The sequence below is a fragment of the bacterium genome, assembly GCA_039961635.1.
Classification (GTDB): domain Bacteria; phylum 4484-113; class 4484-113; order JAGGVC01; family JAGGVC01; genus JABRWB01.
The window spans coordinates 63,205-75,195 of the sequence record JABRWB010000027.1 but is presented as its reverse complement, the minus strand read 5'-3'; the positions used below and the strand labels follow the sequence as shown (position 1 = coordinate 75,195).

Annotated in this window: 24 protein-coding genes; all 24 read left to right on the top strand. The window is 54.6% G+C overall.

The annotated features are described in order from the left end of the window. Nucleotides 1–100 (top strand): hypothetical protein (locus HRF49_04415; protein ID MEP0813893.1); only part of this gene is annotated, 100 nt, incomplete at its 5' end. A 9-nt stretch (nt 101–109) separates the two neighbouring features. Next, nucleotides 110–415: a 30S ribosomal protein S10 gene (gene rpsJ, locus HRF49_04410; protein ID MEP0813892.1), complete on the top strand. Its 306-nt coding sequence runs from the start codon at nt 110–112 to the stop codon at nt 413–415. Nucleotides 416–465: 50 nt separating this feature from the next. Further along, entirely contained in the window at nt 466–1,287 is an 822-nt protein-coding gene (gene rplC / locus HRF49_04405; protein ID MEP0813891.1) for a 50S ribosomal protein L3, read from the top strand. Continuing rightward, nucleotides 1,288–1,977 carry a 50S ribosomal protein L4 gene (gene rplD / locus HRF49_04400; GenBank protein ID MEP0813890.1) on the top strand — a complete coding sequence of 230 codons (690 nt, stop codon included), beginning with the start codon at nt 1,288–1,290 and terminating at the stop codon, nt 1,975–1,977. Further along, entirely contained in the window at nt 1,970–2,266 is a 297-nt protein-coding gene (gene rplW, locus HRF49_04395) for a 50S ribosomal protein L23 (protein MEP0813889.1), read from the top strand. Before rplD ends, rplW begins: the two co-directional genes overlap by 8 nt. Nucleotide 2,267: 1 nt before the next feature. Continuing rightward, nucleotides 2,268–3,104: a 50S ribosomal protein L2 gene (gene rplB / locus HRF49_04390; protein MEP0813888.1), complete on the top strand. Its 837-nt coding sequence runs from the start codon at nt 2,268–2,270 to the stop codon at nt 3,102–3,104. Continuing rightward, nucleotides 3,104–3,394 carry a 30S ribosomal protein S19 gene (gene rpsS / locus HRF49_04385; protein MEP0813887.1) on the top strand — a complete coding sequence of 97 codons (291 nt, stop codon included), beginning with the start codon at nt 3,104–3,106 and terminating at the stop codon, nt 3,392–3,394. The genes rplB and rpsS overlap by 1 nt, the downstream gene beginning before the upstream one ends. Nucleotides 3,395–3,397: 3 nt before the next feature. Beyond that, entirely contained in the window at nt 3,398–3,760 is a 363-nt protein-coding gene (rplV, locus tag HRF49_04380; protein MEP0813886.1) for a 50S ribosomal protein L22, read from the top strand. 1 nt (nt 3,761) lies between these two features. Further along, the gene (gene rpsC / locus HRF49_04375) at nt 3,762–4,448 is read left to right on the top strand and encodes a 30S ribosomal protein S3 (GenBank protein MEP0813885.1); all 687 of its coding nucleotides are present in this window, start codon (nt 3,762–3,764) and stop codon (nt 4,446–4,448) included. Then, nucleotides 4,449–4,862, top strand: a complete 414-nt coding sequence (rplP, locus tag HRF49_04370; GenBank protein MEP0813884.1) for a 50S ribosomal protein L16 — start codon at nt 4,449–4,451, stop codon at nt 4,860–4,862. A 2-nt stretch (nt 4,863–4,864) separates the two neighbouring features. Then, complete coding sequence (gene rpmC, locus HRF49_04365) at nt 4,865–5,062, top strand: 50S ribosomal protein L29 (protein MEP0813883.1); 198 nt, start codon at nt 4,865–4,867, stop codon at nt 5,060–5,062. A gap of 1 nt (nt 5,063) precedes the next feature. Further along, a complete protein-coding gene (rpsQ, locus tag HRF49_04360; GenBank protein MEP0813882.1) occupies nt 5,064–5,327 on the top strand; it encodes a 30S ribosomal protein S17 in 264 nt (87 codons plus the stop codon). Further along, nucleotides 5,320–5,691 carry a 50S ribosomal protein L14 gene (gene rplN / locus HRF49_04355; protein ID MEP0813881.1) on the top strand — a complete coding sequence of 124 codons (372 nt, stop codon included), beginning with the start codon at nt 5,320–5,322 and terminating at the stop codon, nt 5,689–5,691. Before rpsQ ends, rplN begins: the two co-directional genes overlap by 8 nt. Continuing rightward, the gene (rplX, locus tag HRF49_04350) at nt 5,692–6,009 is read left to right on the top strand and encodes a 50S ribosomal protein L24 (protein MEP0813880.1); all 318 of its coding nucleotides are present in this window, start codon (nt 5,692–5,694) and stop codon (nt 6,007–6,009) included. 6 nt (nt 6,010–6,015) lie between these two features. Further along, the gene (gene rplE / locus HRF49_04345; GenBank protein MEP0813879.1) at nt 6,016–6,591 is read left to right on the top strand and encodes a 50S ribosomal protein L5; all 576 of its coding nucleotides are present in this window, start codon (nt 6,016–6,018) and stop codon (nt 6,589–6,591) included. 8 nt (nt 6,592–6,599) lie between these two features. Beyond that, nucleotides 6,600–6,785: a type Z 30S ribosomal protein S14 gene (locus HRF49_04340; protein MEP0813878.1), complete on the top strand. Its 186-nt coding sequence runs from the start codon at nt 6,600–6,602 to the stop codon at nt 6,783–6,785. 9 nt (nt 6,786–6,794) lie between these two features. Then, on the top strand, nt 6,795–7,214 hold the full coding sequence (gene rpsH, locus HRF49_04335; protein ID MEP0813877.1) for a 30S ribosomal protein S8: 420 nt from the start codon (nt 6,795–6,797) through the stop codon (nt 7,212–7,214). A gap of 10 nt (nt 7,215–7,224) precedes the next feature. Then, the gene (gene rplF / locus HRF49_04330) at nt 7,225–7,794 is read left to right on the top strand and encodes a 50S ribosomal protein L6 (protein ID MEP0813876.1); all 570 of its coding nucleotides are present in this window, start codon (nt 7,225–7,227) and stop codon (nt 7,792–7,794) included. Between the two features lie 10 nt (nt 7,795–7,804). Continuing rightward, complete coding sequence (locus HRF49_04325) at nt 7,805–8,173, top strand: 50S ribosomal protein L18 (protein ID MEP0813875.1); 369 nt, start codon at nt 7,805–7,807, stop codon at nt 8,171–8,173. Between the two features lie 8 nt (nt 8,174–8,181). Further along, nucleotides 8,182–8,796, top strand: coding sequence for a 30S ribosomal protein S5 (gene rpsE, locus HRF49_04320; protein MEP0813874.1), 615 nt, complete (start codon nt 8,182–8,184; stop codon nt 8,794–8,796). Between the two features lie 3 nt (nt 8,797–8,799). Then, nucleotides 8,800–9,264, top strand: a complete 465-nt coding sequence (rplO, locus tag HRF49_04315; GenBank protein MEP0813873.1) for a 50S ribosomal protein L15 — start codon at nt 8,800–8,802, stop codon at nt 9,262–9,264. Beyond that, nucleotides 9,264–10,556 carry a preprotein translocase subunit SecY gene (secY, locus tag HRF49_04310; protein ID MEP0813872.1) on the top strand — a complete coding sequence of 431 codons (1,293 nt, stop codon included), beginning with the start codon at nt 9,264–9,266 and terminating at the stop codon, nt 10,554–10,556. The genes rplO and secY overlap by 1 nt, the downstream gene beginning before the upstream one ends. Then, entirely contained in the window at nt 10,553–11,197 is a 645-nt protein-coding gene (locus tag HRF49_04305; GenBank protein MEP0813871.1) for a nucleoside monophosphate kinase, read from the top strand. The genes secY and HRF49_04305 overlap by 4 nt, the downstream gene beginning before the upstream one ends. Continuing rightward, on the top strand, nt 11,194–11,991 hold the full coding sequence (map, locus tag HRF49_04300; GenBank protein MEP0813870.1) for a type I methionyl aminopeptidase: 798 nt from the start codon (nt 11,194–11,196) through the stop codon (nt 11,989–11,991). The genes HRF49_04305 and map overlap by 4 nt, the downstream gene beginning before the upstream one ends.

Genomic DNA, 11,991 nt, shown 5'->3' with positions numbered 1-11,991 from the left:
GCTGATCAACCCGATTGCGATGGAAGAAGGGATGCGGTTTGCCATCCGCGAAGGCGGACGCACCATCGGCGCAGGCCGCGTAACCAAGATCTTGAAGTAAGGAAACCAAATGGCTCAAAGAATACGGATAAGGCTGAAGAGTTACGATTACAAGGTGCTGGACCAGTCGGTTGAGCGCATTGTGCAAACGGCGCAGCGCACCGGCGTGAAGCTGGTTGGTCCAATTCCGCTGCCGACCGAGCGCAAAGTTTTTTGCGTCAACAGAAGTCCGCACGTGGACAAGAAAAGCCGCGAGCAATTCGAAATGCGCATTCACAAACGCATGATCGATATCCTGCAACCAACTGCGCAAACGATTGAAAGCCTCAGTTCGCTGGATTTGCCAAGCGGCGTTGACATTGAGCTGAAGGTCTAGTAAAATTCAAATTTCGCGGCAATTTTCGCCGGGAAATTGTGGTGATTCGAATGCTAAGCCTTATACCTGCGAAAAAACTGGGAATGACGAGTGTGTTCGACGAGGCGGGCACGACGATTCCGGCCACCGTGCTGGAGCCGTACGACGTGTATGTCGTCCGCAAAAAATCCATGCACAGGGACGGCTATAGTGCCCTCGTGCTCGGCTATAGCGAGCGCGCCGAAAAACACATAACGAAGCCGGTAAAAGGCCAGCTTTTGAAGGCAGGCATTTCATCGAATTTGTCAAGATTTTATGAAATCAAGCTTCCCGAGGAAGAAGCAGCGAATTTGGAAGCGGGTCAGAGGCTTGAACCCAGTTCATTTTTAAAATATTGGGGCGAGGTCGCTGCGACTGGAATCAGCAAAGGCAAAGGATTCCAGGGTGTGATGAAGAGGCACAATTTCCGCGGCATCAGGATGACGCACGGCCAGACCATCCACCGTAAACCTGCAAGCAACAACGCCACCGATCCCGCGCGCGTGTTCAAAGGCTCGCGCCGTCCTGGAAGGATGGGCAACGAAAAGGTCACGGTCAAGAACCTCTCGGTGTTCGAATACGACCGCCTTCACAACATCATAGTGTTGTCGGGCACTGTTCCCGGGGCGAAGGGCGGGCTGGTTTGGGTGAAAATGACCAAGGAACTTGACAAGGCCATAGTTGACCAGCAGGATGTCGTTTACGAGGAAGCTGTCGCAGAAGAGGCCCGCATCGCTGCGGAGTTGGGCGAAGAACTTGTTTCCGCTCCCGTGGAGGAGCCTTCGGAGCCTATCGGGGAAAGCGAAAGCTCCGAAGAGGCCGGGAAATCCCCAAAGGAAGAGGGGGTGGATTAGTTGGCTGAGCTGAAAAAGATTAAGACGATTTCCGGCGTGGACGGAATCCCCATAAACTACTTCCACATTACGGAATCCTACCTCCGCCAGACGGTCAACAGTTTCAGGTTCACATCAAAGGTCAAAACAAAGGCCGAGGTGGATGCGACCGGCTCAAAGTGGTTTAGGCAGAAAGGAACTGGCCGGGCGCGCCAGGGCGAGATGACCAATCCGCATATGTCCGGCGGCGGCAAAGCGCATCCCCCGCGCCCACGCTACAGGCCAATCAAGCTCAATAAGCGGGTAAGACGCAGCGCATGGCTTTCTGCGCTTGGATGGCATCTTTCGCGCGGTACCGCATTTGTCGTCGAAGCGGCGGAAGTCGCGGGAATGCTCAAAACGAAGCAAGTTGCCGAAATGTTGGATTCAGCGGGGCTTTACGGCCGATTGATTATTTGTTGCAGCGAAAGCTCGCCGCTGAACCGAAGCGCAAGAAATTTGGCCAACGTTGCGCTTCTATCTCCAAGCCGTCTCAACGTACGCGATATGATGCTCGCAGAGAGCATCGTTTTCGTAAACGACGCGCTTGCCGAAACGGAGCGCAGGGCAGCAGCGATGATCGACGGCGTCAAAACCAGCCGGGGAGCGCTAAATCTGTCCTTGTCCGATTTCGAGGACGCAATTTCCAAGGAGGGCGGCGAAGATGAGTGATTTCCACTTTGCCGACATTCTCGTCAAACCCGTGATTACGGAGCGCTCGATGGAGGTCGCTGCATCGGGTAAATACACTTTCATTGTTGCCCGGAACGCCACCAAAATCGACATCAAGCGCGCGGTCAACGAGCGTTTCGGCGTGGATGTGGTGGACGTCAACATCGTGAACCTTCCCGGCAAGCAGAAACAGGCGGGCAGGCACCGTTACACGGAGCCGATGCGCAGGAAGGCGATTGTCACTTTAGCTTCCGGGCAGTCCATTCCGGAAATTATCGAGGCGGTGTAGGATGCCGATACGAATTTACAAACCTTACACACCTTCCAGGCGAAAGATGTCCGTGGTGGATTATTCGGTCCTTTCGGATGTCGAGCCGTACAAGCCGCTTGTGCGCAACCTCAAAAAGCACGCCGGGCGCAACAATCAGGGCAAGGTGACAGTTCCCCATCGCGGCGGCGGCAACAAGCGCAAGTACAGGCTGATCGACTTTCATCGCAAGGAGCGCCTGAACGAAGAGGCGACTGTCGTCAGTGTTGAATACGACCCCAATCGCACGGCGTTCATTATGCTTGTCCAATTCGAGGACGGCTCCAAGCGCTATTACATTGCACCGGACGGAGTGAAGGTGGGGGACAAGATTTCCTCCGGCCCGAACGTCCGTATTCAAACCGGGAACTCGCTTCCGCTTTCGGCGATTCCGGTGGGCGCATTTGTGCACAACATCGAGCTCCGGCCCGGCCAGGGAGCAACGATGGTTCGCTCGGCCGGAACGCAGGCGCAGATTCTGGCCAAGGAAGGCAAAAGCGTTTTGATAAGAATGCCTTCCGGCGAGGTAAGATACGTGCCGCAGAACTGCATGGCCACGATCGGACGCGTAAGCAACATTGATCAGAAAGATGTCAGGCTGGGCAAAGCGGGGCGAAACATCCATAGGGGCATACGCCCGACCGTCCGCGGAACCGTAATGAACCCTGTGGACCATCCGCACGGAGGTGGCGAGGGCAGGAGCAAGTGCGCCGGGCGGCCGCCGTGTTCCCGCACGGGCGTTAAAGCCAAAGGCTTCAGGACGAGGCCCAAAGGCAAGTCCAAGGCTCATCTCGTCAAGGATAGAAGGAGCAAGAACTAATGAGCCGCTCGACAAAGAAAGGACCCTTCATCGACGAAAAGCTTGCCGCTAAGGTTAGAAAGTCGCAGGAGACGGGTGACAAGCGCCCCATTAGGACTTGGTCGCGTTCCTGCACGATCACGCCGGATATGATTGGATTGACCATTGAGGTACACAACGGAAAGAAATTCCTTCCCGTTTTCGTGACCGAGGAACTTGTCGGCCACAAGCTGGGAGAGTTTGCTCCGACTCGAACCTTCCGCTCGCACGCCAAGTCCGAGAAGCGCGCCGACAAGGGAGCGAGGAGGTAAGCGATGCAGGTACAGGCGATTCACAAATTCCTACGCACAAGCCCTCTTAAAATACGAAGGTTCGCGCAGCTCATCAAGGGCAAGCGTGTCGAGGCCGCCGAATCCATTCTGCTTGTGCAGCCGTCGCCGACGTGCCAGGCGCTTGCGCGCGTGCTTAAAAGCGCGGTCTCAAACGGCGAGAACAATCATGGACTGGAGCGCGAAAACTTATTTGTAAGAACGGTGCTTGTCGACGACGGCCCGAGGATGAAGCGGTTCAGGGCGCGCGCGCGCGGAAGGCCGGGTCCTATTTTAAAGCGCTCTTCGCACGTAACCATCGTTCTGGACGAGTTTGAGCCGAGCGACGCCGAAGGAGGCGAGGCCTAGTATGGGTCAGAAAACACATCCGAAATGCTTGCGTCTTCAGACGGTAGACAGCTGGGACGCGCTTTGGTACGCTCCGAAAAAGAACTTTGGCGACAATCTTGTGCAGGACATCAAGATCCGCAGATATCTTGAAAAAGAATTGCGCAACGCGCAGCCGTCGCGTATCGAGATCAAGCGTTATCCGGGCCGGGTGATCATCAATGTCTGGGTTGTCCGCATGGGAATTGCTGTCGGAAAGGGTGCGACAAGGCGCGACGAACTCAAGCAGGCGTTGATCGACAAACTGAAGATCAAGGACGATATCCACCTCGACTTTTACGAGGAAACCCATCCGGATCTCAACGCGCGCGTAGTCATGGAAAACGTGATTCAGCAACTCGAACGGCGTATCAATTTCCGCCGTGTACTCAGGCAAACGCTCAAGCGCTGCGAACAAGCCGGCGCAAAAGGCGTCAAGCTGATGGTTGCGGGCCGGTTGAACGGCGCGGAAATGTGCCGCAGAGAATGGTATTTGCGCGGCCGCATTCCGCTTCACACTTTGCGCGCGAAAATCAATTACGCGTCAGGGCATGCGGCGACGATATATGGAAGCATTGGCGTGAAAGTTTGGGTTTTCACGGGCGAGGAGCTTCCCAGACCGAAGCCGAAGCCGGAGCTTTCTTCCATCAAGGCGGAGGTTGGCAAGTAAATGCTTACTCCAAGTAGAACCAAGTATAGGAAATCACAGCGTGGAAGGATGCGCGGGAAGAGCCTGCGCGGCTCGAACGTAAGCTTTGGCGATTACGGACTTATGGCGCTCGAACCCGGCTGGATTACCGCGAACCAGATTGAAAGCGCGCGCGTGGCGATCAACCGAAAGATCAAAAAGAACGGAAAGCTTTGGATCCGTATTTTTCCCGATAAGCCGTATTCCAAGAAGCCCGCCGAAACAAGAATGGGCAGCGGCAAGGGTGCGAACGAGGGCTACGTGGCGGTTGTGAAGCCCGGCAGGATAATGTTCGAGGTCGTGTGCCCTACGCTGGATTTGGTCAATAAGGCGCTGTACGTTGCGGGAACCAAGCTCCCGGTCAAAACGAAGATAGTCAAGCGGGAGGCGATATAGCTATGGCCAAATCGGAATTCGCAAAGCTGGATTCGACCGAAATCAGGACGCGCTTAAGGGAGCTTAAGAGCGAGCTGTTCAATCTGCGATTCCAGCAGGCGTCCGGGAAACTGGAAAATTATCGCCGCTTGCGCCAGATTCGAAAGGAAATCGCAAGGGCGCTGACCGCATTGACATCCAAGGCGGGAGGGGAGGCCTGAAATGCCTAAGAGAATAATTCAGGGCGTTGTGGTTTCGGACAAGATGCAGAAAAGCATCGTGGTCCAGGTTGAGCGTCAGAAGCAGCATCCTCTATACAAAAAGGTCATACGCGTGCGCAAGAAGTACATGGCGCACGATTCAGAGGAATCGGCAAAAGAAGGCGACATCGTCAAGATTATCGAAGCCCGTCCGATTTCCAAGTGCAAGAATTGGCAGCTGCTGGAAGTGGTCGAACGAGGCACAGGAGGCGAAGGCAATGCTTAGTGCCAACACCCGTGTGAACGTTGCCGACAACTCCGGCGCGAAGCAACTGCTCGTGATTAAAACCGTAGGCCGCGGCAACAAGAAGACGGCATCAATCGGCGACATAATCGTCGGGAGCGTTAAGGTTGCAACCCCGCGCAAGGAAATTAAAAAGGGCGACGTAGTCAAGGCGGTAGTCGTCCGCACCAAGTTTCCGATTCACAGGCGCGACGGTTCGAGCATTCGATTTGATGAGAATGCCGTTGTTATTATCGATCCGGCGACATTGAATCCGAAAGGCAATCGTGTCTTCGGACCGGTGGCGCGCGAACTGCGCGACAAGGCATTCATGAAGATCATCTCTCTTGCGCCGGAGGTGCTCTAAATGACGCTTTTGAAGAAAGGCGATACAGTCCTGGTTTTAAAGGGCAAAGATCGCGGAAAAAAAGGCAAGATTGTTGAATTGAAATCAAAGAAAGGTATGGCAATCGTCGAGGGCGTGAACGTTTACAAGAAGCACCAGAAGCCCAACCCCAACCTGCGCAAGCCGGGAGGAATTATCGATGTCGCAATGCCCGTCGACTTGTCCAATCTTCAGTTCGTGAATCCGCGCACCAATAAGCCTGACAAGTTGGGGCGAAAACTGGTGGATGGCAAGTGGGTTCGGTTCAGCCGTACCACAAACGAGATTTTCGAGGCATAGAAAGAGATGGCACTGCCCAAAAACAGGTTGAAGGAAGCGTACGATCAGACGATGCGGTCGGAGTTGCAACGCGAGCTTGATCTGCCCAACATCATGATGGTGCCGCGCGTTGAAAAAATTGTGCTCAATATCGGCGTGGGAGAGGGCTACCAAAATCCGAAAGCGCTCGAAAGCGCAGTCAAAACGCTTTCCGCCATTTCCGGGCAGAAGCCGGTTGTGACTAGAGCGCGCAAATCGATATCGAATTTCAAAATCCGGGAAGGCCATCCTATCGGCGCAAGCTGCACGCTTCGCGGCCAAAAGATGTGGCACTTCCTGGACAAGCTCCTGAACATGGTTCTGCCCAGAGTCCGCGATTTTCAAGGCATATCGGTCAAACGCTTTGACGGCCGCGGAAACTTGAGCATTGGATTCAAGGACCAACTCGTTTTTCCGGAAATTGTTTTCGATCAGGTGGAGTTTTTGAAAGGCGTAAGTGTGACTATTGTCACGTCCGCGCCGGACGACTACCAGGCTTCGTGCCTTTTGAAGAAGCTTGGAATGCCGTTCCATGATTTCAAAGTTGTAGAGCGGGTAAGCTGAGGTAACAAATGGCGAAAAAATCGATGATCAACAAATCGCAGCGCAAGCCGAAGTTCGAGGTCAGGCGGCACAACCGCTGCCTCGTGTGCGGCCGGCCCAGGTCGTACTACCGTTACTTCAAAATCTGCCGCTGCTGCCTTCGTAAATATGCCCTGGAGGGAATTATCCCGGGCATCACCAAGTCAAGCTGGTAGAGGTGAAAAATGAGCCAGACAGATCCCATTGCCGATTTCCTGAATATGCTCAAGAACGGCGCGAAGTCGAAAAAGGCATTTATTGAAGTGCCTCTTTCCAAGCTGAAGGTGAAAATCGCTGAAATCCTAAAGGATGAAGGATTCATCAGCGGATTTGAGATAATTACGCCCAAAGTCCCCGGTTCAGGCCAGCATCGCAGGCTTAAGGTTATCCTGCGTTATCTGGATAACGAGCGGCGCTCGCCTGTTCTCGCGGGAGTTACCCGCGTAAGCACGCCTGGTCGCCGCGTGTACGTACCCGCAGACAGAATCCCAAGCGTCAAGAGCGGCATTGGCGTGGCGATCCTGACCACATCGAACGGGGTAGTGAGCGACCGCGTCGCCCGCAAGAACCGTTGGGGTGGGGAGATTATCTGCAACGTTTGGTAGGTGAAATTCAATGTCCCGTATTGGAACCAAACCTGTGAAGTTGCCGGCCGGAGTGAAGGCCGTTCTTGATGGCCGCTCGCTTAAGGTGGCGGGCCCAAAAGGCGAGCTTTCGTACGAAGTCCCTGACTGCATCAAGTGCGACATAAGCGACGGTGTCATCACGTTCGCAAGGTCGAGCGACGAAAGAAATGTTCGCGCATTGCATGGCACCGCGCGCGCAATTACTGCAAACAATGTAACGGGTGTTTCCGAGGGTTTTGTCAAAAACCTTGAGCTTCACGGTCAAGGCTACAAGGCAGCGCTTAAGGGAAAGTCCGTCGAGCTGTTCGTCGGGCTGTCGCATCCCGTTTACATTCCGTTTGACGATCGCGTGAAGGTTGAGGTGAAGCAGGTTTCAAACAAGCTTGCAACAATTTCGGTCAGCGGAATCGACAAGCTCTGGGTTGGCCATTTCGCGGATCAAATCCGGCGAATCAAGCCCCCCGAACACTACCGTGCGAAGGGCGGCCAAGACGAGAACAAGGGCATCCGCTACAAGGGTGAAAAAGTTCGAACCAAAGCCGGAAAGAGCGGGGCGTAGAGGTGAAAAAATGTTTACGGTTGTAGATCGCAAATCGAGAAGGATTCTTCGCCGGGAGCGGCTCCGCAAGAAGCTCAGCGGCACTTCCGAGCGTCCGAGGCTCGCGGTGTTCCGCAGCTTGAGACATATTTCTGTGCAACTCATCGACGACGCGACCGGTACAACGCTTGCATGCGCGGCGACGATTGACCCCGAACTCAAGGATGCTGTTAAAGGGAAGAAAAAAACCGAGCAGGCGGTATTGGTTGGCAAAAAGATAGCGGAAAAAGCGATGGCGGCGGGCATTAATCGTGCCGTTTTCGACAGAGGCGGCAATAAGTATCACGGCCGTGTCAAGGCGTTGTGCGAGGCGGCGCGCGAAGCCGGCCTCGCAATATAGGAGCTAGAATGCGTAAGGATTCGCGTCGAGATCAAGAAAGAAAGCCGGAGCAGCGCGACGACGGTCTGCGCGAAGAAGTGATATTCATCAATCGCGTTGCCAAAGTCGTCAAAGGCGGGCGCAAGTTCGGATTCAGCGCGCTCGTGGCGGTCGGCGACGGTGAAAGCAAGGTTGGATTGGGCATTGGCAAGGCAAGCGAAGTGTTGGACGCCATCCGGAAGGGCGCGGATGAGGCGAAGAAAACGATGATACGCGTGCCGCGCAAAGGCACCACGATTCCGCATGAGATTTTGGAACATTTCTGCGCCACTACCATTTTGATGAAGCCGGCGCGTGAAGGTACAGGCGTAATTGCGGGAGGACCGGCAAGGGTTATCCTCAAGCTCGCGGGCATATCCGATGTTTCGGCCAAGTTTCATGGCTCGAACAATCAGATGAATTGCGCTAAGGCTGCGTTTCAAGCGCTCCAGTCGCTGACTTCCCGGAAGGAGGCGTTGAGTAAGCGCAAGGCGGTCGAAGGCGATGCCGACGATGAAATCGCCAATGTCACGCAGGCTTTCACAGCCGCCGGCGCAAATGAAAAGGGCGCTGGCGATGAAGTTTCGGACGGGGCAGAGGAGTAAGCGATGACTGAAGCGAACGTTACCGTTTTCAATTTGCCCAGGCATCCAAGCCGGCTCAAAAAACGCAAGAGGGTCGGGCGCGGCATCTCTGCCGGACAAGGGCACAAGTGCGGCCGCGGCCAGACCGGCCAGAAGTCCCGAAGCGGCAATGCAGCGCGCCCAAGGTTTGAGGGCGGCCAAACTCCGCTCGTCCGCCACTTGCCGAAGATGGATGGCTTTTCATCCCTGAAAAAGATTAAAACCGTGGTGTTCAACCTCGACAGGTTTGCAGATGTTCCGGACGGAACCGAAATCAATTTGAGTTTCCTCGTGCAGTCGGGGTTGCTCGATGACCTTGCCAAAACCAGGGTCAAAATCCTCGGCGAAGGTGAGATTGCCCGTCCGCTTGTTTTCAAAGCCCATGCATTCAGCGATTCCGCCAAGGCGAAGATCGAGGCCGCGGGCGGAAGTTGCGAGGTAATCGAGTAATGTCCTCCATTCAGCAGCAAATCGCGAGCGCTTGGAACGTTCCCGACCTCAAAAAGAGGCTCTATTACGTCGTTTGGGGTCTGCTGATTTTCGTTGTAGGCACCCACATTCCGGCTCCCGGAATGGACCAGGCGTACGTGGACAGGTTTTTCCAAACCGGCGGCGGCGGGTTGTTCGATTTGCTGGACGTTTTCGGCGGCGGCGCCCTGAAGCGCTTTTCGATTTTCGCGCTGGGGATTATGCCCTACATCAACGCGTCCATAATGATGCAGTTGCTGGTCGCCATTTACCCGCAGCTCAAGGAGATTCAGCAGGAAGGCGAGATGGGCCAGCGCATCATCGGCCGCTATACGAGATGGCTGACCGTCGTTCTTGCCTTTTTGCAAGGAACCGGGCTGATAATGACAATCCAGCAAGGCTCTTTGCTTGTCGGATCAGGGCCGTTTGCGCAGCGGTTGCTTCATTTCATTGTCCTCTTGGCGAGCGTCGTCGCCGGAACGATGTTCCTTATGTTCCTCGGCGACGAAATAACCAAACACGGAATCGGAAACGGCGTTTCGCTTATAATCACCATCGGAATCATCAACAGAATCCCGCTGATGCTGGCGCAGGAGTTCATTTCAGTCAGCAAGGATCAGGACCGGATTTTCAATTTGGTCGTGTTCGCGATATTCTGCGTAATCATCGTTGCAGGAGTTGTATACGTCCAGCTTGCTGTGCGAAAGATACCGATTCACTACGCACGGCGGCAGGTAGGTCGCAAAATTTACGGCGGCCAAAGCACCTACCTTCCAATCCGCGTGTTGCAGGCGGGCGTCATCCCGATTATTTTCGCGACATCGATTTTGTTGATTCCTTCCACCATCTCGAGCTTCATTTCCAATCCGACATTCCAATCTCTCATCGCTAAATTCCAGCAGTCGTTTTTATACGTCGCGGTCGAATTCGTGTTAATAATTCTGTTCACGTTCGTATACACAGCGATTACCTTCAATACGGAAGATATCTCGAACAACCTGAAAAAGAACGGAGGATTCATCCCGGGTATACGTCCCGGCAAACCTACTTTCGAGTTTCTGGACAAAGTGCTTCACCGCGTCACATTTTTCGGGGCGTTCGCGCTAGCGATAATTTCGGTATTGCCATATCTCGTCAACCAAATCACCGGGATCACCAGTTTCTGGCTGGGCGGAACGAGCTTGTTGATCGTCGTCGGCGTCGCGCTCGACACTGTGCAGCAGCTTCAGGCCCATCTTGTAATGAGGCACTATACGGGGTTCACAAAGGCATGATTTCCGTTTTTCTCGGTCCTCCGGGGTGTGGAAAGGGCACGCAGGCCGCAAGGCTTGCGGCCTCGCACGGCTTGCGTCATTTCGACATGGGCCGCACCCTTCGCGACGAGATCGAAAGCGGATCTAGTTTGGGCAAAACGATTAAGACTTTCACGAATAAAGGCGAGCTGGTCCCACTTCCGATCATTCGAATGGTGGTGGACAAGCAGCTCAAAGAGAATCCGGAGCAAAACACTATTTTGGACGGATTTCCCCGTTCTCCCGAGCAGGCGATACTTCTCGACGAAGTGCTTGCATCACAGGGCAAAGTTCTCGATTGCGTTGTTTACTTCAGAATGGACGAGCGCGCCCTTATTCGTAGAATAGTCAACCGCAGGTATTGCCCCAGCTGCGGCAGGGTTTACAACCTGTTATACGCTTCGCCGGCTCAACCGGGTATCTGCGACGATGATGGAACTGATTTGGTTCAGCGTCCGGACGACAACGAGGCTGTTCTGATGAAACGGTTTCGGGTTTACCAGCGCGAGACCGAACCGATTTTGGAAAAGTACCGCGCCGAAGGCAAGCTCTGCGAGGTCGACGCCGGGCGAAGCATCGAAGAGATCGAAAAAGAGCTTGTGGAGCGATTGAAGCTGGAATGACGGATCCTCGAATCAAATCACGGAGCGACTTGGAAGGGATCTTTGCATCCTGCCGCATAGTTGCGGCTTTGCTCGACGAGATCGAGGAGCGCATTGATACCGGAGTGACGACGGCGGAGCTGGATGCTTGGGCGGAGCAGTTCATAATCAAGCATGGTGCGACGCCGTCTTTCAAGGGTTACCGCGGATTTCCTGCCACGTTGTGTTTATCTGTGAACGATGAAATCGTGCATGGAATACCGGGCTCCAAGGTGCTGCGCGAGGGTGATATTTTGAAAGTTGATGTCGGCGCGAACTTGGGCGGTTACTTCAGCGATTCGGCGCGCACATACCCCGTGGGTTTGATTTCGGAAGAGGCTGAGCGGCTTCTGGATGTGACGAAGCAGGCGCTGGAGGATGGAATCCGTGCGACCGAGGCGAACTCGTATCTGACCGATATCGGTCGTGCGATTTCACACAGGATTCAGTCTTCCGGGTATAAGGTGATTCGCGATTTAACAGGTCACGGCGTGGGATTCGCCCAACACGAGCCCCCGACGGTTTACAACTTTCCCGTTCCCGAAGAAGATATGCGGCTTCGAAACGGTATGGTTCTTGCAATCGAGCCAATGGCGGCGATTGGGACGGAGCGCATTTATTGCGCGTCGGACGGCTGGACATTCAGGACGTTGGACGGCTCGCTTGCGGCGCATTTCGAGCACACGGTGGCAGTCTGGGACGGCAGGCCTGTGGTGCTCACACGCACGGGCGACGAAGTGGCTCTGGAGTATTTCGGAGCGAGGGCAAGGAGCTGA